The organism is Micromonospora sp. NPDC051300, assembly GCF_044455315.1.
Classification (GTDB): Bacteria; Actinomycetota; Actinomycetes; order Mycobacteriales; family Micromonosporaceae; genus Micromonospora; species Micromonospora robiginosa.
Genome location: NZ_JBITEP010000009.1, coordinates 1 through 23,799 on the forward strand (window position 1 = coordinate 1; position 23,799 = coordinate 23,799).

General features: G+C 73.7%; 22 protein-coding genes. 17 read left to right on the forward strand and 5 right to left on the reverse strand.

The window, feature by feature from the left end; translation table 11 throughout:
* Window positions 1-260: 260 nt before the first annotated feature.
* The 4 genes from ACIA5A_RS12425 to ACIA5A_RS12440 all read left to right on the forward strand — a co-directional run bounded on the left by ACIA5A_RS12425 (window position 261) and on the right by ACIA5A_RS12440 (window position 3,693).
* Window positions 261-668, forward strand: a complete 408-nt coding sequence (locus ACIA5A_RS12425; RefSeq protein WP_396760175.1) for a hypothetical protein — start codon at window positions 261-263, stop codon at window positions 666-668.
* A complete protein-coding gene (locus ACIA5A_RS12430) occupies window positions 668-877 on the forward strand; it encodes a DUF6186 family protein (RefSeq protein WP_181572704.1) in 210 nt (69 codons plus the stop codon). Before ACIA5A_RS12425 ends, ACIA5A_RS12430 begins: the two co-directional genes overlap by 1 nt.
* A 935-nt stretch (window positions 878-1,812) precedes the next feature.
* Window positions 1,813-2,328: an adenylate kinase gene (locus ACIA5A_RS12435; RefSeq protein WP_396760177.1), complete on the forward strand. Its 516-nt coding sequence runs from the start codon at window positions 1,813-1,815 to the stop codon at window positions 2,326-2,328.
* Between the two features lie 42 nt (window positions 2,329-2,370).
* Window positions 2,371-3,693 carry an MATE family efflux transporter gene (locus tag ACIA5A_RS12440; RefSeq protein ID WP_396760180.1) on the forward strand — a complete coding sequence of 441 codons (1,323 nt, stop codon included), beginning with the start codon at window positions 2,371-2,373 and terminating at the stop codon, window positions 3,691-3,693.
* Window positions 3,694-3,718: 25 nt separating this feature from the next.
* On the opposite strand, the gene ACIA5A_RS12445 is transcribed toward ACIA5A_RS12440, so the two are convergent.
* Both ACIA5A_RS12445 and ACIA5A_RS12450 read right to left on the reverse strand, forming a co-directional pair.
* Window positions 3,719-4,678 carry a hypothetical protein gene (locus ACIA5A_RS12445; protein ID WP_396760183.1) on the reverse strand — a complete coding sequence of 320 codons (960 nt, stop codon included), beginning with the start codon at window positions 4,676-4,678 and terminating at the stop codon, window positions 3,719-3,721.
* A gap of 104 nt (window positions 4,679-4,782) precedes the next feature.
* On the reverse strand, window positions 4,783-5,778 hold the full coding sequence (locus ACIA5A_RS12450; protein ID WP_396760186.1) for a hypothetical protein: 996 nt from the start codon (window positions 5,776-5,778) through the stop codon (window positions 4,783-4,785).
* A 107-nt stretch (window positions 5,779-5,885) separates the two neighbouring features.
* Here ACIA5A_RS12450 and truB point away from each other — a divergent pair, with 107 nt between their 5' ends.
* From truB to ACIA5A_RS12490, 8 genes are all read left to right on the forward strand, one after another.
* Window positions 5,886-6,770 carry a tRNA pseudouridine(55) synthase TruB gene (gene truB, locus ACIA5A_RS12455; RefSeq protein WP_396760189.1) on the forward strand — a complete coding sequence of 295 codons (885 nt, stop codon included), beginning with the start codon at window positions 5,886-5,888 and terminating at the stop codon, window positions 6,768-6,770.
* A 32-nt stretch (window positions 6,771-6,802) separates the two neighbouring features.
* On the forward strand, window positions 6,803-7,729 hold the full coding sequence (locus tag ACIA5A_RS12460; protein ID WP_396760192.1) for a bifunctional riboflavin kinase/FAD synthetase: 927 nt from the start codon (window positions 6,803-6,805) through the stop codon (window positions 7,727-7,729).
* Between the two features lie 163 nt (window positions 7,730-7,892).
* A complete protein-coding gene (gene rpsO / locus ACIA5A_RS12465) occupies window positions 7,893-8,162 on the forward strand; it encodes a 30S ribosomal protein S15 (RefSeq protein WP_013284678.1) in 270 nt (89 codons plus the stop codon).
* A gap of 222 nt (window positions 8,163-8,384) precedes the next feature.
* Complete coding sequence (locus ACIA5A_RS12470; protein ID WP_396760195.1) at window positions 8,385-10,757, forward strand: polyribonucleotide nucleotidyltransferase; 2,373 nt, start codon at window positions 8,385-8,387, stop codon at window positions 10,755-10,757.
* Between the two features lie 120 nt (window positions 10,758-10,877).
* Window positions 10,878-12,209 (forward strand): M16 family metallopeptidase, encoded by a 1,332-nt coding sequence (locus tag ACIA5A_RS12475; protein WP_396760198.1) that lies wholly within the window; start codon window positions 10,878-10,880, stop codon window positions 12,207-12,209.
* 51 nt (window positions 12,210-12,260) lie between these two features.
* Window positions 12,261-13,028 (forward strand): 4-hydroxy-tetrahydrodipicolinate reductase, encoded by a 768-nt coding sequence (gene dapB / locus ACIA5A_RS12480; RefSeq protein WP_396760200.1) that lies wholly within the window; start codon window positions 12,261-12,263, stop codon window positions 13,026-13,028.
* A 76-nt stretch (window positions 13,029-13,104) separates the two neighbouring features.
* Complete coding sequence (locus ACIA5A_RS12485) at window positions 13,105-14,031, forward strand: helix-turn-helix domain-containing protein (protein ID WP_396760202.1); 927 nt, start codon at window positions 13,105-13,107, stop codon at window positions 14,029-14,031.
* Between the two features lie 94 nt (window positions 14,032-14,125).
* On the forward strand, window positions 14,126-14,593 hold the full coding sequence (locus ACIA5A_RS12490) for a GNAT family N-acetyltransferase (protein ID WP_396760204.1): 468 nt from the start codon (window positions 14,126-14,128) through the stop codon (window positions 14,591-14,593).
* Between the two features lie 73 nt (window positions 14,594-14,666).
* On the opposite strand, the gene ACIA5A_RS12495 is transcribed toward ACIA5A_RS12490, so the two are convergent.
* Window positions 14,667-16,778, reverse strand: a complete 2,112-nt coding sequence (locus ACIA5A_RS12495; RefSeq protein ID WP_396760206.1) for a glycogen debranching N-terminal domain-containing protein — start codon at window positions 16,776-16,778, stop codon at window positions 14,667-14,669.
* 174 nt (window positions 16,779-16,952) lie between these two features.
* Between ACIA5A_RS12495 and ACIA5A_RS12500 the strand changes: the two genes are divergently transcribed.
* From ACIA5A_RS12500 to ACIA5A_RS12515, 4 genes are all read left to right on the forward strand, one after another.
* Window positions 16,953-17,915 (forward strand): LacI family DNA-binding transcriptional regulator, encoded by a 963-nt coding sequence (locus ACIA5A_RS12500; protein WP_396760209.1) that lies wholly within the window; start codon window positions 16,953-16,955, stop codon window positions 17,913-17,915.
* A gap of 25 nt (window positions 17,916-17,940) precedes the next feature.
* Window positions 17,941-19,188 carry an extracellular solute-binding protein gene (locus ACIA5A_RS12505; protein WP_396760211.1) on the forward strand — a complete coding sequence of 416 codons (1,248 nt, stop codon included), beginning with the start codon at window positions 17,941-17,943 and terminating at the stop codon, window positions 19,186-19,188.
* 83 nt (window positions 19,189-19,271) lie between these two features.
* Entirely contained in the window at window positions 19,272-20,390 is a 1,119-nt protein-coding gene (locus ACIA5A_RS12510; RefSeq protein ID WP_396760215.1) for a carbohydrate ABC transporter permease, read from the forward strand.
* A gap of 1 nt (window position 20,391) precedes the next feature.
* Window positions 20,392-21,276, forward strand: coding sequence for a carbohydrate ABC transporter permease (locus ACIA5A_RS12515; RefSeq protein WP_396760218.1), 885 nt, complete (start codon window positions 20,392-20,394; stop codon window positions 21,274-21,276).
* 82 nt (window positions 21,277-21,358) lie between these two features.
* Here the strand turns inward: ACIA5A_RS12515 and ACIA5A_RS12520 are convergent, their stop codons facing one another.
* Entirely contained in the window at window positions 21,359-21,943 is a 585-nt protein-coding gene (locus ACIA5A_RS12520) for a GNAT family N-acetyltransferase (protein WP_396760221.1), read from the reverse strand.
* Between the two features lie 35 nt (window positions 21,944-21,978).
* On the opposite strand from ACIA5A_RS12520, the gene ACIA5A_RS12525 reads away from it, so the two are divergent.
* Window positions 21,979-23,292, forward strand: coding sequence for a glycosyltransferase 87 family protein (locus ACIA5A_RS12525; protein ID WP_396760224.1), 1,314 nt, complete (start codon window positions 21,979-21,981; stop codon window positions 23,290-23,292).
* Here ACIA5A_RS12525 and ACIA5A_RS12530 read toward each other — a convergent pair.
* Window positions 23,191-23,742 (reverse strand): GNAT family N-acetyltransferase, encoded by a 552-nt coding sequence (locus ACIA5A_RS12530; protein ID WP_396760226.1) that lies wholly within the window; start codon window positions 23,740-23,742, stop codon window positions 23,191-23,193. The two genes, ACIA5A_RS12525 and ACIA5A_RS12530, sit on opposite strands and share 102 nt — an antisense overlap.
* Window positions 23,743-23,799 lie beyond the last annotated feature (57 nt).

Sequence of the window (23,799 nt, forward strand, 5' to 3'; positions counted from 1 at the left end):
GCCTTCCTCAAGGGCCTCAAGCAGGTCGACGGCTGGCAGGACATGCCCCTCACCAAGGCCGCCCAGACCGTCCAGGTCTCCGCCTACCCGGACGCGTACGCCCAGTGGGAGAAGCAGGCCACCGACCTCGTCAACCAGCACTGGACCAAGTAAGCAACACCACGAAGGCCGGCACCCCGGGTGCCGGCCTTCGGCGTTTCGGGGCAATCACGAGGCGTGCCGGTCTTCCCGCCTTACGTCACGCTGGGGACAATCGGGTGATGGATCATCCCCCCGAGCTCACCGTCGAGGCGCCCCGGGTCTGGGACCGGCCGGTCGTCTCCGTACCGGTGTTGATCTGCCTCTCCCTGGTCGGTGGTCAACTGCCGTCGTTCTCGACCGCGGCGAACCTCTACATCCTCGGCACCGGCGGGGGACTGATCTGGGTCGGCCTCAACAACCGGGTGCCCCGACGCCCGGCGCCGCGCCGGCTGCCGTCGGCCGCGCTGTGGTGGCTGCTGCCGGTCACCGTCTTCGGGGTCTTCGAGGGGGCGACCTTCGTGATGTCCGTGGGCGACGACTTTCCCACGTTCTCCCGGCTGGCCGATCCGCTGCTCGAGGACCATCTCGCCCGGTCGGCGGCCTGGTTCGCCTGGCTGGCCGCGTTCTGGGGACTGGTCCGCCGATGATGCGCGCGCTGGCCATCGGCGGGTTCCTGACCGCGCTGCTGCTGTTCGCAGCCGTCGAGTGGGCCGCGCGTCGGGAGGGTTCGCGGATCCCGTCCCTGGCCGACGTCTGTGCCTTCGTCATGCGATACGAGGTCGGTCCGGTGCCGGTGGGCCGGATCGGTCTGTTCGGTTTCTGGTGGTGGCTCGGCTGGCACTTTCTCGCCCGCTGAGGAGCTGCCGAGAAGCCACCCGGAAAGAGGTTGGCCTGTCCGCATCGCGGGAACTGTGCGCAGTATCTGGAAAGTGAACGTTAATTTGGGTGAGGGATCGGCGCTTCGCGGCGCTGGTCACGGGCGGTGGTGCCGCACCCGGCGCCGCCTCCCTCCAGGGTCAGACCGACCCGGGCTCACGTTGCCAGGCGAGCCGCTCCGGTGATCCCGGACCGCTGCCGGGCGCGCAGCAGGCCGACGACTCCGGTCACGGCGCGACTGTCGTCGCGCCGCCCGAGCACGGGGCGTCGGGCGCCCGCAGGGCTGCCGTGCGCGGTGGTCCGCACCCTGGAAGGACACAGTCATGTCGAGCAAGCGCAAGCCGCAGACCGAAACCACCACCGACGAGGCGCGCGAGCAGATGCGTCGCGCGCTGCAGACCTCGATGGACACCCGTCAGTGACGCAGGCCGTCCGGCGGTGACGCCGGCCGGGGCCGCCGCAGCACCATGATCGGCCCCGCCACCCGCGTCACCGCCGCACCGGTCGCCGGAGCGGCCTCCCGCCGGCCGAACTCGGCTCCGGCCGAGCCGGACGCGCTCCCGCCGCACCGAGGTCGGCCGCCCGTCGGGCGAACTCAGCTCCCACCGGGCCGGGCGAGGCTCCCACCGGGCCGGGCGAGGCTCCCATCGGCCCGGAGCGCGGGCTCCCATCGGCCCGGAGCGCGGGCTCCCATCGGCCCGGAGCGCGGGCTCCCATCGGGCCGAGGTGAGGCTTCCACCGGGCCGGAGCGCGGGCTCCACCGGGCCGGAGCAGGCTCCACCCGGGCGATAAGGACGCCGGGCAACCGGAGCGGATCTCCACTGGACCGGGTCGGGCTCCGGCAGGCGGGGAGCCGGTGCCACCGCCGTGCGTCGGGCTGCTGCGTCAGGGCGCGACGGCGCTACCGTTCCCCGGGTGCGCCGCATCCTGGTCGTCGGCAGTTCGGGAGCCGGCAAGAGCACCCTCGCCGGTGAACTCGCCCGGCGGCTCGATCTTCCGCTGATCCACCTCGACCGCCACTACTGGCGGCCCGGCTGGACCGCCCCGGCCGGGGACGAGTTCCGCGCCCGGGTGGCCGAGTTGGTCGCGCGCCCGGCCTGGGTGATGGACGGCAACTACGCGAGCACACTCGATCTTCGGCTGCCCCGCGCCGAACTGCTGGTGCTCTGCGACCCGCACCGGCTGCGGTGCCTGGTCCGGGTGCTGCGCCGCCGCTGGGCGTACCGCGCCGAGCCTCGGTCGGATCTTCCGCCGGGCTGTCCGGAGCGCGTCGACCTCGACCTCCTGCGTTACGTCTGGCACTACCCGGTCCGGTCCCGGCCCCGGGTGGTGGCGGCCGTCGCCGCGTACGCCCCGACCGTGCCGGTGCGCCGGGTGCGCGGCCGGCGCGACGTGGCGCGCCTGCTGGCCGAGGTGAGTAAGCAGTCCTAGGGGGTTGTGGACCTTACCGGGCGCGTGCCAGGATCAGCGGCGATGAGCAGCACCGTCGTACCCGCCACCGCCGTGTCGCCCCGGCGGATCGCCGCGCTCGCGCTGCCCGCCCTGGTGGTGCTGGCGGCGGAGCCGCTCTACGTGCTCGTCGACACCGCGGTGGTCGGTCACCTGGGGCGGGTGCCGCTCGCCGCGCTCGCCATCGGCGGCACGGTCATGACGCTCACCGCGTGGATCGGCACTGTCGTCGCGTACGGCACGACGGGGCGCTCGGCCCGTCGCTTCGGCGCCGGCGACCGGGCCGCCGCGGTGGCCGAGGGCGTCCAGGCGTCCTGGCTCGCGCTGACCGCCGGGCTGCTGGTGGCGGTCGCCATCGGCGTCGGCGGGGGCGCGTTGGCGCGTACCCTCGCCGGAGGCCCCGGCGAGGTGGCCGACGCCGCCGCCGGGTGGCTGCGGATCGCGGCGCTGGGCGCGCCCGGCCTGCTGCTCGCCGCCGCCGGCAACGGGTGGCTGCGGGGGATCCAGGACACCCGGCGGCCGCTGCTGTTCGTGCTCGCCCCCAACCTGCTCTCCGCGGTGCTCTGCCCGCTGCTCGTCTACCCGGCCGGGCTCGGCCTGGCCGGCTCCGCAGTGGCCAACGCCGTCGCCCAGACGCTCTCCGGTGTGCTCTTCGCCGCCGCGCTGGTGCGCGAGCGGGTCGCGCTGCGGCCCCGGCCCCGGGTGATCGGGCAGCAGTTGGTGCTCGGCCGTGACCTGCTGGTGCGCGGCATCGCGTTCCAGGCGAGCTTCCTGTCCGCGACCGCTGTCGCGGCCCGTTTCGGCGCCGCCGCGGTCGGGGCGCACCAGATCGCCGTACAACTCTGGTTCTTCACCGCGCTGGTGCTGGACGCCCTCGCGATCGCCGCGCAGGCGCTCGTCGGCGCCGCGCTCGGCGGCGGCGACGCGGCCGGCGCGCGGTTCCTCGCCCGCCGCGTCGCGCTGCTCGGTGGGCTGTGCGGCGTGGCGTTCGCGGTGCTGATCGCCGCCGGCGCCGGCGTCGTGCCGTCGTTGTTCAGCTCCGATCCGCTGGTACGCGACCAGGCCATGGTGGCCTGGCCCTGGCTGGTGGCGCTCCAGCCGATAGGCGGCGTGGTGTTCGCCCTCGACGGCGTGCTGATCGGCGCCGGGGACGTGCGCTACCTGCGCAACCTCACCATCGTGGCCGCGTTCGGCGCGTTCCTGCCGGCGATCTGGCTGGCCTACGGACTCGACCTCGGGCTGGGCGGGATCTGGGCCGGGTTGACGCTGTTCGTGGTGCTGCGGCTGGTCGCGTTGCTGCTGCGGCTGCGCTCCGGCGCCTGGGTGGTGGTAGGCGCGGTCCGCTGACCACGGCCCGTCCCGGTGGCCGGGCTCAGCACGAGACCGGCAGGCGGATCGGGTGCGCCGGGTCGTAGAGCTTGTCGGGGTCCTCCGGGGGCGGTGGGGCGTCCGGGTCCGCCCGGCCGGGGCGGATCAGTCCGTGCCGGATGACGTCGCAGTCCACCCCCCACGCGTAGCTCGACATCCGGTGCAGCCACAGGCCCCGGTCCGACCGGACCACGTCGCCGGCGCGGGGCAGGCGCCAGACCACCTCGTCGTGCAGCACGACGACGGAGTGGCCGGTGCGCGAGTCGAGGTCTCGGAAGCCGTAGACCCAGACGACGTTGCCGGTCACCTCCAGCGTCCGCGCGCCGCCCTCGTCCCGGACCCCCCGGTAGGTGACGGTGCCCTTCGCCCGGGGTGGGTCCGGGGTGAGCCGGGCGTCCGGGGCCAGCCGGGTCGCGTAGGTCTCGATGGTGGCGGTGGACCAGTCCTTGCGTACCAGCTCCCGGGCGGCCGGGGCGAAATGGCGCAGGAGCGGGGTCGGGCTGTCGCCGGTCATGAACGCCCGGTCCAGGCGGGCGGTCAGCATCGTGGCGCGGACCCGGGCCAGCCCGGCCGACACCTCGGCCGCGGTGAAGCCGTCCGTCGGCCGGGCCACGGGCCAGGTGATCCCGGCCGGCCCCGCCGGCCAGTCCGCCGCCGGGGTTCCGGCGAAGACGCCCGGCGCCGGCGCGCTCGACGTCCCGGCCGCCGGGGACGCCGCCCCGTCGGCCGGGGGCGTCGCGGCGGCCGGGCGGCGGAACTGCCGGTACCCGTATCCGCCCGCGCCCAGCAGGGCGGTCAGCAGGATCAGGACCCCGGCGGCGGCCAGCAGCCGGCGGGCCCGGCGCCGGCACCAGATGCGCAGCCGTACGACGGGGCCGGGCCGGATCTCCCGCTCCAGCCGGTGCAGCCAGTCGGGGTAGCCGTCCGGCCCGGCGTGGTCGGCGGCGGGGCGCTCAGGCGTCATGGCGGACGATCCGGTGGAAGAGGCGGAGCGTGCCCACCGGACCGGTCGGCGGATCGGTGCTCATCGTGGGTTCCTGTCGATCGCGGGGGTGGCCTGGCGCGGGGTCAGCACGTGTCCGGCAGGTCGAGGGTCTTGTCCGGGTCGAAGACCGCGTCCGGGTCCGGGTCGGCGGGACCGCCGAACGAGGGCTCGCCGAGCGCGAGCAGGCCCTTGTCCCAGGCCGCGCAGTCGATGTTGGAGGCGTACGAGTCGGACTTCTCGATCCAGAGTCCGACGGAGCCGGGACGCACGTCGCCGGGGTGCGGCACGCTCCATACCACGGTGTCGTGCACCACCACGACACCGTCGCCCGGCACCGTGCTCGCGGTGGGGAAGGCGTACGCCCAGACGAAGTTGGCGGTGATCGCCAGGATCCGGATGCCGTCGCGGTCCCTGGTGGCCCGGTAGCTGACCCGGCCCTTGACCCGGGGCTGGTCGGCGGTGAGCCGGGCGCCGGGGGCCAGCCGGGTGGCGTAGCTGCCCGCCTCGCCGGAGGGGAAGTCGTCCCGCAGGTCGGCGCGGGCGTCCGGCGCGAACTGGCGGACCAGTCGTTCCGGGTCCTTCGCGGTGAAGAACGCGCGGTCCAGCCGCGCGGTCACCATGGCCCTGCGCACCTTGGCGAGCGCGTCGGTGACCTGCCGGGCGGTAAACGGGCCGGTCCGCTTCGCCGGTGGCAGCGCGATCCCGGCCGTGCCCTGCGGGAAGCCGGCGGCCGGGGTGCCGTCGAACGGCCCGCCGGCCGGTGGCGGCGACGCCGAGGTGACGGCCTGCTCGCCGCTCGGCGGGCTGACCGTCGGGTAGGCCACCGGGGCGGCCCGCCACCGCTGGTAGCCCTGGTAGCCGACCGTGGCGACCACCCCGGAGCAGGCCAGCAGCAGCACCGCGACGCCGGCGCCGAGCAGCTTGCCGGAGTGCCGCCCCAGCGCGATCCGCGTGCGGTCGGCGCGGCCGGGCTCGACGTCCGGGGCGGGCTGCCGGAGCCACTCGGGGACCGGGCCGAGCGACTCGCCGGACGGGTCGCCGGCGGGACGCGGTTCGGGGGTGGGGCGGTGATCGGTCATCAGGCTTCCCGGGGCGGCGGGGCGAGGGCGCATGATCTTGACACCCCGTTGACCGGGGCGGTATCCCCCGCAGGGTCGATCACCGGCGTCTGGCAGGCTTGGCGGTCGTGAGCGCAGACGGTCTGATCGTGGTCGACAAGCCCGGCGGCATGACGTCGCACGACGTGGTGGCCCGGATCCGCCGGCTGGCCCGGACCCGCCGGGTCGGGCACGGCGGCACGCTGGACCCGATGGCCACCGGCGTCCTGGTGATCGGCGTCGGCCGGGCGACCCGGCTGCTCACCTACGTGATCGGGGCCGGCAAGAGCTACACCGCCACGATCCGGCTGGGCCAGGCCACGGTCACCGACGACGCCGAGGGCGACGTGATCGCGACCACGCCGGCCGGCGCGGTCACCGACGACGCGGTACGCGCCGCGCTGGCGCCGTTGACCGGCGAGATCGACCAGGTGCCGAGCGCGGTCAGCGCCATCAAGATCAACGGAGAGCGGGCGTACAAGCGGGTCCGCGACGGGGAGGCGGTCGAGCTGCCGGCCCGACGGGTCACCGTGTCCCGACTCGACGTGCGGGAGATCCGCCGGGACGTCCCCGATGTGGTGGACGTGGACGTGGACGTGACCTGCTCGTCCGGGACGTACATCCGGGCCCTGGCCCGGGACGCGGGCCTGGCGCTCGGGGTCGGCGGCCACCTCACCGCGCTGCGGCGTACCGCGGTCGGCGGCTTCGGCCTGGCCGAGGCGGCCACCCTGGCCGAGTTGGAGGAGCGCGCGCCGGAGGTGGTGAACCTGCCGCTGGACGCCGCCGCTGGGCGGTTCTTCCCGCGCCGGGACGCGACCGAGGCGGAGGCGCGGACGCTGTCGCACGGCGGGCCGCTGGCCCCGGCCGGCATCGCCGGCCCGTACGCGGTCTTCGGCCCGGCCGGCGGCGTGATCGCTATCGTCAGCGAGCGGGACGGGCGGGCCCGCGCGGAGATCGTCCTGGCCCCGGCCTGACGGCGCGCGGTCGGACACGGGAGGGGAGCGGCATGCAGCGGTGGCGGGGGTACGAGGCGGCGCCCGGCGGCTGGGGACGCTCGGTGGTCACCATCGGCGTCTTCGACGGCGTGCACCAGGGGCACCAGGCCACCATCGGGCACGCCGTGGCGCGCGCCCGGGAACTCGGCGTCCGGTCGGTGGTGGTGACGTTCGACCCGCACCCGGCCGAGGTGGTGCGCCCCGGCTCGCACCCGGCGGTGCTCACCGAACCGGCCCGCAAGGCGGAGTTGATCGAGGCGCTCGGCGTGGACGTGCTCTGCGTGGTGCCGTTCACCGCCGAGTTCTCCCGGCTGCCGGCCGAGGCGTTCGTGCACGACATCCTGGTCGAGCACCTGCACGCCGCGCTGGTGGTGGTCGGCGACAACTTCCGGTTCGGGCACCGGGCGGCCGGCGACGTGGCCCTGCTGGAGCGGCTGGGCCGCACGTTCGGCTTCGGCGTGGAGGGCGCGCCGCTTGTCGCGGAGGCGGGCACGGTCTTCTCCTCCACGTACATCCGGTCCTGCGTCGACGCGGGCGACGTGCGGGCGGCGGCGGTCGCGCTGGGCCGGCCGCACCGGGTCGAGGGCGTGGTGGTCCGCGGCGACCAGCGCGGACGTGAGCTGGGTTACCCCACCGCCAACCTGCTGACCCACCGCTACGCGGCGGTGCCCGCCGACGGGGTGTACGCGGCCCGGCTGGTGCGTCGCGGCGGCGACCCGCTCGCGGCGGCGGTCTCGATCGGCACCAACCCGACGTTCTCCGGCCGGGAGCGCCGGGTGGAGGCGTACGCGCTGGACTTCAGCGGTGACCTGTACGGCGAGCGGCTGGCCCTGGACTTCGTGGCGCACCTGCGCGAGCAACGGACGTACGACGCGATCGAGCCGCTCGTCGCCCAGATCGCCGAGGACGTGGAGCGCACCCGCCGGGTGGTGTCCTGACCGCGCGCCGGGCCGGGGCTGGTAGGCTGACGGAGACGTCGGCTGACCGACGGGGGCCTCGCGTGCCTGCACGACGCCGCGGGTGCGAGGAACCGGTCCGTCGCACCGGTCATCACGACCGCTCCGACGAACCTCATCGAACCACCCACGAAACAGGGAGAACATGGCGCTCGACCAGGAAGCCAAGGCCAAGATCCGCCAGGAGTACGCGACCGCCGAGGGCGACACCGGTTCGCCGGAGGTGCAGGTCGCGGTCCTGACCAAGCGGATCGCGGAGCTGACCGAGCACCTGAAGGTGCACAAGCACGACCACCACAGCCGCCGTGGGCTGCTGCTGCTGGTCGGCCGGCGCCGTCGGCTGCTCAACTACGTCCAGAAGAAGGACATCAACCGCTACCGGTCGCTCATCGAGCGGCTCGGCCTGCGCCGATGACCTGACGGGGGAGTGGCCGCTCGGCCGCTCCCCCGTTCCGGTACCACCAGAACCAACCCCGGCCGCGCGACGACCCGAGAGGGAGCCGTCCAGCACCGGTCTCCGGTAGTGGCCCCCGGGAATCCCGGCAGATGCCGGCCCACCCGGGCGCTTCGATCGAAGACCGGCCGCCTGAGCAGTTCCCGTGTCGTCGGCCGACGACGCGAAGGAGCACCACAGCACATGACCGAGACCAACCTCGGCACCGAATCCCGCACCGCCGTGATCGACAACGGGTCCTTCGGCACCCGTGAGATCACCTTCTCCACCGGCCGGCTAGCCCGGCAGGCCGCCGGCTCCGTCGTCGCCCAGCTCGGCGAGACGGTCGTCCTCTCCGCCACCACCGCCGGCAAGCAGCCGCGCGAGTCGTTCGACTTCTTCCCGCTGACCGTCGACGTCGAGGAGCGGATGTACGCCGCGGGCCGGATCCCCGGCTCGTTCTTCCGCCGCGAGGGCCGGCCCAGCGAGGACGCCATCCTCACCTGCCGGCTGATCGACCGGCCGCTGCGCCCGTCGTTCGTCAAGGGCCTGCGCAACGAGGTCCAGGTCGTCGAGACCGTGCTGGCGCTCGACCCGCAGCACCCGTACGACGTGGTGGCCATCAACGCCGCCTCGATGTCGACCAAGCTCTCCGGCCTGCCGTTCTCCGGCCCGATCGGCGCGACCCGGGTCGCCCACGTGGACGGCCAGTGGGTCGCCTTCCCGACCCTGGAGGAGCTGGCCCGGGCCACCTTCGACATGGTCGTGGCCGGTCGCACCCTGACCGACGGCGAGGTCGCGATCATGATGGTCGAGGCCGAGGCCACCCCGAACGCGGTGGCCCTGATCTCCGACGGCGCCACCGCGCCGACCGAGGAGATCGTGGCCAGCGGCCTGGAGGCCGCCAAGCCGGCCATCCGTGAGCTGTGCCGGGCGCAGAGCGAGCTGGCCGAGGTCGCCGCCAAGCCGGTCAGCGAGTTCCCGGTCTTCCTGGACTACTCCGACGACGTCTACGACGCGGTGGCCGACGTGGCCCGCGCCGACGTCACCGAGGCCCTGAAGATCGCCGGCAAGGCCGACCGCGAGGAGGCCCTGGACCGGATCAAGGCCAAGGTCGCCGAGGAGCTGACCGGTCGCTTCGAGGGTCGCGAGAAGGAGCTGTCCGCCGCGTTCCGCTCGCTGACCAAGTCCGAGGTCCGCAACCGGGTGCTGCGCGAGCAGGTCCGCATCGACGGCCGCGGCCCGCGTGACATCCGTCCGCTGAGCGCCGAGGTCGGCGTGCTGCCGCGGGTGCACGGCTCGGCGCTGTTCGAGCGCGGCGAGACCCAGATCCTGGGCGTCACCACGCTGAACATGCTGCGCATGGAGCAGATGGTGGACACGCTGTCCCCGGAGAACCGCAAGCGCTACATGCACAACTACAACTTCCCGCCGTACTCGACCGGTGAGACCGGCCGGGTCGGCTCGCCGAAGCGTCGCGAGATCGGTCACGGCGCGCTGGCCGAGCGGGCGCTGATCCCGGTGCTGCCGTCGCGCGAGGAGTTCCCGTACGCGATCCGGCAGGTCTCCGAGGCGCTCGGCTCCAACGGCTCCACCTCGATGGGCTCGGTCTGCGCCTCCACGCTGGGCCTGCTCTCGGCCGGTGTGCCGCTGAAGGCGCCGGTCGCCGGCATCGCCATGGGCCTCATCTCCGACGAGGTCGACGGCAAGACCCAGTACGTGACGCTGACCGACATCCTCGGCGCCGAGGACGCGTTCGGCGACATGGACTTCAAGGTCGCCGGCACCCGTGACTTCGTCACCGCGCTGCAGCTCGACACCAAGCTCGACGGCATCCCGTCGGACGTGCTGGCCGCCGCGCTCCAGCAGGCGCACGAGGCCCGGCAGACCATCCTCGACGTGATGCAGCGGGCCATCGAGACGCCGGCCGAGATGTCGGACTACGCGCCGCGGGTCACCACCGTCAAGATCCCGGTCGACAAGATCGGCATGGTGATCGGCCCGAAGGGCCAGACCATCAACGCCATCCAGGACGAGACCGGCGCCGAGATCTCCATCGAGGACGACGGCACCATCTACGTCGGCGCGACCAACGGCCCGTCGGCCCAGGCCGCGGTGGACCGGATCAACGGCATCGCGAACCCGACCCTGCCGAAGGTGGGCGAGCGGTTCCTCGGCACGGTGGTGAAGACCGCCGCGTTCGGCGCCTTCATCTCGCTGCTGCCGGGCCGTGACGGCCTGCTGCACATCTCCAAGGTGGGCGACGGCAAGCGGGTCGAGAAGGTCGAGGACTTCCTCAACGTCGGCGACAAGGTCGAGGTGGAGATCGCGGACATCGACGCCCGCGGCAAGATCTACCTGGACAAGATCCGTCCGGAGGGCGCCGAGGCGCCGGCCGCCGGTGAGGCCGCTGGTGGCGAGCGTCCGGCCGGCCGGGACCGCGGCGGCGACCGTGGCCCGCGCGGTGACCGTGGTGGCGACCGCGGCGGTGACCGTGGTGGCGACCGTGGCGGCGAGCGCCGCTCGGAGGGTGGCGAGGGCGGCGACCGGCCGCGTCGCCGCACCCGGCACAGCTGATCACCGACCGGCCCGGGTGACGTACGCGTCGCCCGGGCCGGCCCACGGCTCCAGGTCGCGTGGCGAGCTGGAGCCGTCGTTCGTCCCACCCCCCTTCGTGGCACGGAGAGCAGGTCTGTCGTGAGTTCGTCCTCCCCGGCACGGGCGGTCACCCGCACCCTCAGCGACGACCCGCTCGGCGGCACCGTCCGCCGCACCGTGCTCCCCAGCGGACTGCGGGTGCTCACCGAGGCGATCCCGGCGATGCGCAGCGTCTCGTTCGGCATCTGGGTGGCGGTCGGCTCCCGGGACGAGACCGGGCCGCAGGCCGGCGCCGCGCACTTCCTGGAGCACCTGCTCTTCAAGGGCACCAACAAGCGCAGCGCGCTGGAGATCTCGGCCGAGATCGAGGCGGTGGGCGGCGAGACCAACGCGTTCACCACGAAGGAATACACCTGCTACTACGCGCGGGTGCTGGACGAGGACCTGCCGCTGGCCATCGACGTGATGTGCGACGCGGTCGCCGACTCGGTGCTGGCCGCCGCCGACGTGGAGACCGAGCGCGGCGTCATCCTCGAAGAGATCGCCATGCACGACGACGAGCCCGGTGACGAGGTGCACGACCTCTTCGCCCGCGCGGTCTACGGCGACCACCCGCTGGGCCGGCTGATCTCCGGCACCGAGGAGACGGTCACGCCGATGACCCGGCGGCAGATCCAGGGCTTCTACCGCAGCCGCTACACCGCGCCGCAGATCGTCATCGCCGCCGCCGGCAACCTCGACCACGCCGCAGTGGTCAAGCTGGTCCGGCAGGCGCTGCGCGGCACCCCGCTGGACACCGACCCGGCCGCGCCGGCGCCGCACCGGGCGACCACCCCGGCGGTACGCACGAAGCCGGCCACCACGCTTGTCGAGCCGAAGGAGACCGAGCAGGCGCACGTGCTGCTCGGCTGCCCGGCCATCGACCGCACCGACGACCGGCGCTTCGCCCTGGGCGTGCTCAACAACGTGCTCGGCGGCGGCATGTCCAGCCGGCTGTTCCAGCAGATCCGGGAGCAGCGCGGGCTCGCCTACTCGGTCTACTCCTACGCCAGCCAGTACGCCGACAGCGGCGTGTTCGCCGTCTACGCCGGCTGCGCGCCCGGCAAGGTCGACGAGGTGCTGGACCTGACCCGCGCCGAGCTGGCCCGGGTGGCGGCCGAGGGCGTCACCGAGGCCGAGCTGGCCCGGGGCAAGGGGATGAGCAAGGGCTCCTTCGTGCTGGGTCTGGAGGACACCGGGTCGCGGATGAGCCGGCTGGCCAAGGGCGAGCTGCTCTACGGCAACCTGATGCCCGTCGACGAGCTGCTGGCCCGGGTAAACGCGGTGACGCTCGCCGACGTGAACGACCTGGCGGCCGAGCTGCTCGCCCTTCCGATGTCGCTGGCCGTGGTCGGCCCGTTCGACTCCGGCGCGTTCACCGTCGGTCGCTGAGCCGGCCGACCGGCGGGTGGGGCGCGTCCCGATTGGGATAGGTTGTGCCCCGTGACTGACGTGCGGGAGAAGGACCCGGCCCAGGCGGCCCGGGTCGGCGTGCTGGGTGCCCGGGGCCGGATGGGCATGGAGGTCTGCCGGGCGGTCGAGGCCGCCGACGACCTGGACCTGGTCGCGGGTGTCGACCAGGGCGACGCGCTCGACGCGGTCGCCGACGCCGGCGTGGTCGTCGACTTCACCACCCCGGACGCGGTCATGGACAACCTGCGCTGGTGCGTCGACCGGGGCATCCACGCCGTCGTCGGCACCACCGGCTTCACCGAGCAGCGGCTGGACGAGGTGCGGGGCTGGCTGGCCGACCGGCCCGGGGTGGGCGTGGTGATCGCGCCCAACTTCGGCATCGGCGCGGTGCTGATGATGCAGTTCGCGGCCCGCGCGGCCCGGCACTTCGAGTCGGTCGAGATCGTCGAGCAGCACCACCCGCGCAAGCTGGACGCGCCCAGCGGCACCGCCACCCACACCGCCCGCCTGATCGCGGCGGCCCGCGCCGAGGCCGGGCTCGGGCCCGCGCCGGACGCCACCCGCGACGAGGTGGCCGGCGCCCGGGGCGCCGACATCGACGGGGTACGCGTGCACGCGGTCCGCGCCACCGGCCTGGTCGCCCACCAGGAGGTGCTGTTCGGCACCACAGGCGAGACGCTCACCATCCGGCACGACTCGTACGACCGGGCCTCGTTCATGCCCGGCGTGCTGCTGGCGGTGCGCGAGGTCCCCCGCCGGCCCGGCCTCACGGTCGGCCTGGACGCCCTGCTCGACTGACGCCTGTCGCGCGGCGCCCGGCAGGTGCGCAACGGCGATCAAGCGACACCGCACCCGGCGGGTGCAGGCTGAACGCATGAACCGGAACGACGGACTCACCGGCCTCCTCGACGTCCTGCAGGCCGCGCTCGACGATCCGGCGGCGAGCCCGTCGGGTCTGGCCGCACGGGTCCACCTGTCCCGGTTCCACTTCGACCGGCTGGTCGCCGCGGCCACCGGGGAACCGCCGGGCGCGCTGCGTCGACGGCTGCTCCTGGAACGTGCGGCGCACCGGCTCGTCACCAGCGACCGGACCGTCCTCGACATCGCGGTCGAGGCCGGGTACGGCTCGCACGAGGCGTTCACCCGCGCCTTCCAGCGGTCGTACGGCTTCGCCCCGACCGCGGTCCGGCGGCGTCCGCCGCTGGTCTTCCGCGAGCTGGAGCTGCCCTGCCCCAGCGGCGTCCACTTCCAACCGCCCGGTGGCCTGCGGCTGCCGGCCGCACGTCAGGAGACCCCGATGAACGTGCTCCAACACCTGGTCGACCACCACGTCGAGACCCTCACCGCGATCATCGACCGCGCGGGCGGCCTCGACGAGGAGGTGCTCGACCGGCCGGTCACCGTGTCCGTGGAGACGATCGACGACGACCCGACGCTCCGCTCGCTGATCAACGCGATGGTCACGCAGGAGGAACACTGGCTGTCGGCGCTGCGCGGCGGCGACTGGCCGGACGAGAGCGACAGGTCGGTGCGCGGCCTGGCCGCCCGGCACGCGGTCGCCGGGCGGGACTGGCGGGCCTTCGTGGCCCGGACGCTCGCCGACGGCACCCTCGCGGACACCTTCGTCGACACCACCTGCGCGCCGCCGACCACCCACACGCTGGGCGGGACGATCGGTCACGTGATCACCTTCGCCGCGGTCCGCCGGACCATGGCGATCGGCGCCCTGCGCAGCGCCGGGGTCACCGACCTCGGCGCCGGCGACCCCCGCCCGTACCTCGACCACGCCGCCCGGGCGTAAGGAGGGGCCCCCTGTTAACGCATTCTGCATAACAGGGGGCCCCTGCTAACCCGCCCTATGGTCGGCGGGTGGGGGCGGTCCTAGGCTGGCGATCATGATCGACTCTGGAGAGCGTGACCGCCTCGGCCGCCTGGTGACCCTGCGGCCGGTGGGCGACGACAACTGGCGGCCGGTGGCCGACGTGGCGCCGCGCGACGACCAGCGCGGCTTCGTGCCGGCCCTGGCCGCCCGTTACCTGCTGCTCACCACGCACTCGGACGTCTGGACCTCGCTCGCCGTCTACGCCGACGACGCCGTGGTGGGGCACGTCATGTGGGGTGTGGACGACGACGGCTCCCGCTGGATCGGCGGCATGGTGATCGACGCCGCCGAGCAGGGCCGGGGCCTGGGCCGCGCCACGGTGCGCACGCTCGCCGGCCGGCTGGCCGAGGCGGGCCACCCGATCCGCCTGAGCTACCACCCCGACAACACCGCGGCGGCAGCCCTCTACACCTCCCTCGGCTTCCACCCGACTGGCGCCATGGAGGACGACGAGTTGGTGGCCGAACTCCTCCCGTCCTGACCCGCCCACCCGCCGCGCGAGCCGTCGATCATGAAGTTGGCGGCAGTGGGGGAGATCCACGAGACCGCCAACTTCATGATCGACGCGCGGGCGCGGGGGTGAGGGGGGTGCGGGGGGTGGGGATGTGGGCCGGTTTGAGAGAGGGCGGGAGGTCGGTCAGGGTGGGGTGGCCGGTGTGGTCGACGGACGCGGTGACCGGGGTGCCGGCGATGCGCAGGTTCGAGGCGCTCAGCGCGCCCAGTTCGGGGCCGGCCAGCGGACGCAGGTCGACCCGGCCGTTCGGCACGTCGGGGTAGACGCCCAGCCCGGCCTGGAGCAGCAGCACGGACGCCGCCGCCGACCAGGCCTGCGGCCGGCAGGCGGCCGGGTAGGGCACCGGCCGGCCGAGCGTCGCCCGGTCGTCGCCGCCGTACAGCTCGGGCAAGCGGTAGTCGAACGCCTCGGCGGCGGCGAGCAGGCCGTCGGCGAGCCGGAGCGCCGCCGCCCGGTGTCCGCCGCGGGCCAGGCCGGCGAGCACGATCGCGGTGTCGTGCGCCCAGATCGAACCGCAGTGGTACGACAGCGGGCTGAAGCCGGCGTCGTCGGTGGACATGGTGCGCAGCCCGAAGCCGCCGGCCATCGCCTCGGTGGAGAGCAGCGCCGCGACCTGGGCCGACTCGGCGTCCGACAGCAGCCCGGTGCCGAGCAGGTGGCCGATGTTGCTGGTCAGTGAGTCCACCGGGCGCTTGTCCCGGTCCAGCGCCAGCGCGGGTTGCGGGCCGTGCCGGCCGTCGACCCAGAACGTGGACCGGAACCGCTCGGCGAGCCGGTCGGCGTGGTCGCGCCAGCGGTCGGCGCCCGGGCGGCCGAACGCGTCCAGCAGGTTCGCCCCGTCGGTGGCCGCCTGGTACGCGTACCCCTGCACCTCGGCCAGCACGATCGGCGGCGCGGCCAGCCGGCCGTCGCGGAAGCGCACCGCGTCGCCGGAGTCCTTCCAGCCCTGGTTGGCGAGGCCGTGGCCGGTGGTGTCGACGTACTCGACGAAGCCGTCGCCGTCGGCGTCGGCGTGCTCGCCGAGCCAGCGCAGCGCCGCCTCCAGGTGGGGCAGCAGCGCCTCGACCTCCTCGGCGGGCAGGCCCCACCGCCAGGCGTCGTGCAGCAGGTTGACCCAGAGCATGGTGGCGTCGACAGTGCCGTAGTAGGCCGGCGGCAGCCGGAGTCCCTCGTTCGGGGCGAACTCGTGCCGGCGCAGCTCGTGCAGGATCTTGCCGGGTTGCTCGCCGGTGGCCGGGTCGACGCGGGTGCCCTGCCGGCGGGCCAGCACCCGCAACGTGCCGGCGGCCAGGTCGGTGCCGAGCGGCAGCATCATCCGGGCGGCCCAGAGGCTGTCCCGGCCGAACAGGGTGAGGAACCAGGGCACGCCGGCGCCGAGGAAGACGTCCTCGGGGTGGGCGGGTTCGGCCAGCCGTAGCCCGCGCAGGTCGGCCAGGGAGCGGTCGAGCAGCCGAAGCAGGCGGCGGTCGTCGGCGTCGGCGCGCGGCTCGGCCCAGCTCGCGTCGGGCGGGGCGGCGGTCACCACGGCCCGGGGGTCGGTGACGGCGAGCCGCCAGCGCAGCGTGACCGAGGTGCCCGGGTCGACGGTGACCGGCCAGCTCAGGCGCGGGGTGACCGCGCGCTCACCGGCGGCGTCCACGGTGGCGTCCTCGCCGGTGACGGTGACGGTCAGCCCGTCGGCGGCCCACCGGACCCGGCCCGGCTCGTCGGTCCCGGCCGCGAGCGGGACGACCGCGTGCCCGATCTTGACCTGCTCGATCGGCGCGAGGTCGCAGGCCAGGTCGACGGTGACGGTGGTGCGGACCGGCTCGGCGGCGGTGGAGGAGACGACGATCTCCTCGGTGAGCCCGCGCGGGCCGGCCTGCCGGGTGCGCTCCACCCGGACGGTCGGGTCGGGGGTGGGGTCGCCGAGCCAACGGGCCAGGCTGACGAAGCGGGCGTGGTGCGGACCGGTGGCGCCGCCGGCGATCGGCTCCGGCTCCCGCCCGTCGAGGCGCAGTTCGGCGTGGGAGAGCACCCGGGCGTCGGCGTGGAAGACGCCCTGGACGCCGCGCGGCCGGAGCTGACCGGCCGCGTCGCCCAGCGCGCTGGTGGGGGCGTGCACCACGCCGACCAGGTCGTGCAGCAGCGGTTGGAGGTGGCGTTCGGTCACGGAGGGACTCCTGGTGCTGATCGGTGGCGACGGACGTCTTGACAGATGGCCGTGGCCGGGTGCACAGTGCGAAACATTCCAGAAACTTTGAACGTTCTAATCCTGCCCCATCGGGATTGGATCGTTCAAGGCGGCGAGAGGGATTTCGTGGGAGAAAAGGTAACCATCGCAACGGTGGCCCGGCACGCCCGGGTCAGCCGGCAGACCGTCTCCAACGTGCTCAACGCGCCGCACATCGTCCGCGAGGACACCCGGCAGCGGGTACGCGAGGCGATCGCCGCGCTCGGCTACCGGGCCAACCAGGCCGCCCGGCAGATGCGGACCGGGCGGTCCCGCCTCATCGCCGTCCGCATCGAACCCACCCGCGACGGCATCAACGGCTCGGTGCTCGACCGCTTCCTGCACGGCCTCACCGAGACCGCCGACGCCACCGGCTACCGGGTCATGCTCTACACCGCCCGCGGCGACGAGCAGGAGATCGCCACCTACGACGACCTGCTCGGCGCGTACGACCTGGACGCGTTCGTGCTCACCGGCACCAAGCACGGCGACCCGCGCACCGCGTGGCTGGCCGAACGGAACGTGCCGTTCGTGACCTTCGGCCGGCCCTGGGACACCCCCGAGGCGCACCCCTGGGTCGACGTCGACGGTGCCGCCGGCACCGCCCAGGCCACCCGGCACCTGCTCGCCGCCGGGCACCGCCGGATCGCCTTCCTCGGCTGGCCCGCCGGCTCGGGAGTCGGCGACGACAGGCGCGCCGGATGGCGTACCACGATGGCGGAGGTCGGCCTGGACGGCGCCGCGCCGGACCGCGCCACCGAGGACGGCATCGCCCAGGGGGAGCGCGAGTCGCGCGCGCTGCTCGCCCTCGACGCGCCGCCGACCGCGGTGGTCTGCGCCAGCGACTCGCTCGCCCTCGGCGCGTGGCAGGCCGCCCGGGACACGGCGACCGACCTCGCCGTCGTCGGCTTCGACGACACCCCGGTGGCCGCCGCGGTCGGGCTGAGCAGCGTCAGCCAACCGCTCGGCGAGGCCGCCGCCCGCTGTGTCGAGCTGCTCACCGGGCTGCTCGACGGACAGCAGCGCGACCCCCGACTGCTGCTGAATCCCTCGCTGGTGCTCCGGCACTCGGCGTGATCCCATCCCCCACCAGGAGAGACAGATGACCCCTCGGATTCTCACCCGGGCCGCGGTGGCCGGCATCGCCGCCGTCGCCCTGCTCGGTTCCGCCGCCTGCGGCAGCGGCTTCGACGACTCGGCCGACGACGCCAAGCAGTCCAGCGGCCCGGCCAACCTGCAGATCCTGATCGGCTCGTCCGGCGACGCCGAGACCAAGGCCGTCAAGGACGCCGCCGCCGCGTGGGCCGGCTCCTCCGGCAACAGCGCCACCGTCACCCCCGCGCAGGACCTCACCCAGCAGCTCGGCCAGGCGCTCGCCGGCGGCACCCCGCCGGACGTGTTCTACGTCGACGCGGCCCGCTTCGCCGACTACGCGAGCGTCGGCGCGCTGGAGCCGTACGGCGACAAGGTGAACAACTCCGACGACTTCTACGAGAGCCTGCGCACCGCGTTCACCTACGACGGCAAGCTCTACTGCGCGCCGAAGGACTTCTCCACCCTCGCCCTGCAGATCAACACCGACCTGTGGGCCAAGGCCGGGCTGACCGACGCCGACGTGCCGACCACCTGGGACCAGCTCACCGCCGTCAGCCAGAAGATCAAGGCGAAGGGCCAGGTGGCGATCGCGCTCGGCGACACCCGGGACCGCATCGGCGCGTTCCTGGTGCAGAACGGCGGCTGGCTGATGAGCAAGGACGGCAAGCAGCCGACCGCCGACACCCCGGAGAACCTCCAGGCGCTGCAGTACGTCAAGTCGCTGCTCACCAACGGCTACGCGAAGTTCCCGAAGCAGCTCGACTCCGGCTGGTCCGGCGAGGCGTTCGGCAAGGGCAAGGCCGTCATGACGATCGAGGGCAACTGGATCAAGGGCGCCCTGCAGAACGACTTCCCGAACGTGAAGTACAAGGTGGTGCCGCTGCCGGCCGGGCCGAAGGGCCAGGGCACGCTCTCCTTCACCCAGTGCTGGGGCATCGCCGCCAAGTCCAAGTACAAGGAGCAGGCGATCAAGTTCGTCGAGGCGATGACCGCCGGCGAGCAGCAGATCGGCTTCGCCAAGGCGTTCGGCGTGATGCCGTCCCGCCAGTCGGTCCGCGACCAGTACACCGGCGCGTTCCCGGCGGACAAGCCGTTCATCGACGGCGTCGAGTACGCCCAGGGCCCGGTCAACGCGCCGAAGATGGACAGCGTGCTGCGTGACCTGGAGGCCGGCCTGCAGGGCCTGGCCACCGGCGACCCGAAGACCATCCTGGCCAACTTCGACAAGAACGCCAAGGCGGCGCTCGGCGGCTGAGGTGTGAGGCGGGGCCCCTTATTAACAGACGTGTGTTAACAAGGGGCCCCTCCTTACACCTCCCACGAGCGAAGGAGGAGGGAATGGCAACGGACACGCTCGCCGCGCCGGGCACCGCGCCGGCCGGCCGACCGCGCCGCCGCCCGGGCGGCACCCGCAGCAACGAGAACCTCGCCGGCTGGCTCTTCGTCGCACCGGTGATCGTGATCCTCGGGCTCTTCATGCTGCTGCCGATCCTGATGGCGCTCTGGGTGAGCCTCACCGGCTGGAACGGCCAGGGCAGCCCGTTCACCGGCGACGTGCCGTTCGTCGGCGGCGACAACTACGGCCGGCTGTTCACCGAGGACGGGCTCGCCCGCCGCGACTTCATGACCAGCATCCGCAACAACATCTACTACGTCGGGATCGTGGTGCCGGTGCAGACCGTGCTCGCGCTCGGTCTCGCCCTGGTGGTCAACAACCGGCTGCTCAAGGGGAAGGCGTTCTTCCGCAGCGCGTTCTACTTCCCCTCGGTCACCAGCTCGGTGGCGATCAGCGTGGTGTTCCTCTTCCTGTTCGCAAACTCCGGCGCGGTCAACCGGCTGCTCGGCCTGCTCGGCATGGACGGGCCGGAGTGGTTCGCCGACGGCCGCGGCGTGCTGCACCTGCTGTTCGGCGCGTTCGGCGTGGACGCCCCGCCGGCCGCGCTCACTTCCGGCGGCCCGTTCGGGCTGACCTGGTGGGACTGGCTCTCCGGGCCGAGCGTCGCGATGACGTCGATCATCTGCCTGGTCATCTGGACCACCTCCGGCACGTTCATGCTGATGTACCTGGCCGCGTTGCAGAGCGTCCCGGTGGCGCTCGACGAGGCCGGCATGCTCGACGGGGCGAGCCGCTGGCAACGCTTCCGCTACGTCACCCTGCCGCTGCTCAAGCCCACCACGTTCCTGGTGGTCACGCTGGGACTGATCGGCTCCTGGCAGGTCTTCGACCAGGTGTACGTGATGAGCCAGGGCGACCCGGCCAAGACCACGCTCACCCCGGCGTACCTGTCGTACCGCACCGCGTTCCGGGACTTCGACTACGGCTCCGGCGCGGCCATCTCGTTCGTGCTGTTCCTGATCATCATCGTGCTCACCCTGTTCCAGCGCCGGCTGATGGCCGACCGGGACGGTCCCCGGCGTGGCCGGTGGTGGCGTCGACGCGTACCGGAGGGGTCCTGACATGGCCGTGCTGACCGACCGGCCGGCGCCCGTCGCGCGCCGCGCCGACCGCGGGCCGCGCGCCCGGGTCAACCGGATCCTCGGGTACGCCGTCCTGATCTTCTTCGGGCTGGTCTTCCTCTACCCGTTCGTCATCCAGCTCGCGAACTCGCTCAAGACCGAGCCGGACGCGGCGGCCAACCCGCTCTCGCCGTTCCCCGACCCGCTCACCCTGGCCGGCTTCGACCGGATCTTCTCGGGCACCAACTTCCCGCTCTGGCTCGGCAACTCGCTGCTGGTCACCGTGCTGGTGACGCTCGGCCGGGTGTTCTTCGACTCGCTCGCCGGTTACGCGCTGGCCCGACTGCGGTTCCGTGGCCGGGCCGGGCTGTTCGCCGCGGTCATCGCGGTGATGGCGGTGCCGGGCGTGGTGCTGCTGATCCCGAAGTTCCTGGTGCTCAAACAGATCGGCCTCTACGACAGCTACGCCGGCCTGGTGGTGCCGCTGCTCGCCGACGCGGCGGGCGTCTTCATCATGAAGCAGTTCTTCGAGTCGATCCCGGTGAGCATGGAGGAGGCGGCCCGGATCGACGGGGCCGGCGTGTTCCGCACGTTCTGGTCGGTGGTGCTGCCGATGGCCCGACCGGCCCTGATCACGCTGACCATCCTGTCGTTCCAGGGCTCCTGGAACGAGTTCCCGCACAGCCTCGTCTCGGTGCAGAACCCGGATCTCTTCACGCTGCCGCGTGGGCTGGCCGACCTGGTCAGCGGCTCACTCGGCAAGGGCACGCAGTATCCGCTGAAGCTCGGCGCGGCGCTGCTGGCCACCATCCCGGTGGCGGTGCTCTTCGTGATCTTCCAGCGCTACTTCGTCCGGGGCGCCAACGAGGGGGCGGACAAGGGCTGACGGACGGCGGCCGGCGGTCCCGCCCCGTGCCGGGACCGCCGGTCTGCGCCGTCAGACGTCAGACCGGCGGCCGGCCGGAAACTCATCGCTGCGCCGGCACCTTTTCCTCCGGCACGGCGACGTGCAGGCGGAGCTGCGGAACCAGCATGTCGTCCACGTCCAGCGCCCGGGTCGCGCCGTCCGGCTCCCAGCCGGTCGAGCCGAGGAACGCGCGGGTCGCCGCGTCCGCGTCGAACGCCCACGCCACCGCCCGGCCGAAGCCGTCCGCGCGCCAGTGCTCGACCGCGGCGGCGAGCAGCCGGCTGCCGTGCCCGCGCCGGCCCCAGCGCGGCTCGACCAGCAGGTCCGTCACCGCCACCACGCCGGACGCGAGCGCGTCCGCCGGCTCACCCGGGGCGAGCGCCTCGGCGTCGGCCGGACCGGAGGCGGCGAACCCCACCAGATAGGATTGCGCGGCCTGTTCGACGGCGACCAGCACCCGGTGCGCGCCCGAGGGCGGCTCCTGCACCGCCGCGCCCCACCGCCGGGCGAGGTACGCCTCGTCCAGGTTGTCGAGCACGTGCCGGGGCAGGATCCGGCGGTACGCGACCCGCCAGGTCGCGAGCTGGATGCGGGCGATCTCGGCGACGTCCTCGGGACGCGCGGGGCGGACGTAGCCTTCAGCCATGGCACGTGAGCCTACGCAGGGCGAGGAGGGTGACGGTGGCGCAGGGTGCCGGGCGGACGACCGCGCAGGTCGTCGCCGTGGCGGCGCTCGCCGCGGCGGTCACCGTGTTCCTCTCCGTGGCGGCGGTCCGGCACGGCTTCTTCGACCTGCGGGTCTACTACGGCGCGCTGACCTACTGGACGCGTGACGGCGGGGAGATCTACGACTTCCTCAAGGCCGGCACCCAGTACGGCTTCACCTACCCGCCGTTCGCCGCGCTTGTCATGCTGCCGATGGCGTACCTGCCGTGGAACGCCGCGATCGTGGTCAGCGTCGCGGCGACGGTCGTGGTCAGCGCCGTGGTGATCTGGTGGCTGCTGGACCCGGTGGCCCGCCGCTCCGGCTGGACCCGGTGGTTCACCCTCGCGGTCGCGCTCTGCCTGGTCGCCGCGTACGAGCCGATGCGGGAGACGGTCAACTTCGGCCAGGTCAACATGCTGCTGCTGTTCCTGGTGGCGGTGGACCTGCTCCGGCTGCTGCCGGCCGGCAACCGCTGGGCCGGCGTGGGCATCGGCCTGGCCACCGCGATCAAGCTGACCCCCGGCATCTTCATCGTCTACCTGCTGGTCACCGGCCGCTGGCGGGCCGCCGCGACAGCGGTCGGCTCGGCCGCCGTCGCCACCCTGGTGGCCGCCGGGCTCTTCCCGGACGCCTCCCGGGAGTTCTGGACCGAGGCGCTGTGGAACACCGACCGGGTCGGCGAGCTGGCGTTCGTCTCCAACCAGTCGCTGCGCGGGGTGGTGGCCCGGCTCGACCCGGAGCACCCGAGCACGGTGGCCTGGCTGGTGCTCGTGCTGGCCACGCTGGCGATCTGGGGCTGGCGGTGCCGGGCGGCGGTGGCCGCCGGCGACGAGGCCACCGGCCTGGCCCTGACCGGCGCGGTGATGTGCCTGGTCAGCCCGGTGACCTGGGTGCACCACCTGGTCTGGCTGCTGCCGGGGCTGATCCTGCTCGTCGACAACGGCATGGCGGCGCCCGCCCGCGGCCGCCGGCGCCGCGTGCTGCTGGCCGCCGCGCTGATCGGGTACGCGCTGCTGTGCAGCCGGATCGTCTGGTCCTGGGAGAAGGACTTCACCGGCGTGGACGGCTTCCTGGGCAGCAACACCTACGTCTGGATCAGCCTGGCGCTGCTGCTCGCCCTGCCGATCCGGCGCGGGGCGACACCGGCGCGCCCGGACGGGCCGGCGCGCCCGGTCGACCCGGCCGGGTCAGCCGTCGATCCGGCCGGTGTAGCGCAGCTCGCGCAGGACGACCGGGTCCCGCCCGCCGTGCAGCGGCACCGGATAGGCGGACTCCTCCCCGTCCGGTGAGTGCCCGGCCCGCTCGTAGAAGCGGCGGGCCCGCGCGTTGTCGGCGAGCACCCAGAGCCGATACTCCGTCCACCCCCGCTCGGCCAGGCCGGCCCGGGCCGCCGCGAGCAGCGCCGAGCCGGCGCCCGACCCCCAGTGCGCCGGCTCCAGGTAGATGGCGAGCAGTTCCCCGTGCGCCGGGTCGAGGTCGCCGCGGTCCTGGTTGTTCCGGTACGGCCCGAACGTGGTGAAGCCGGCGACCTCCCCGTCGGCCTCGGCGACGAGCGTGGTGAACGGGTGCTCGGGGTCGGCCGTGCCGAGGTCGCGGCGGCGCTGCGCCCAGGCGCGCGGGTTGAGCCGGTTCAGCACCTCGTCCGGCATGATCCCGGCGTACCCGGCCTGCCAGCCGTGGATGTGCACCCGGGCGACCGCCTCGGCGTCGTCCGGCTCCTCCCGACGGATGGTCAGCACCTGTCCGTTCTATGCCCCGACGGGCGAGGGGTCCAGCCGCCGCTCCGTCCGTGTCGG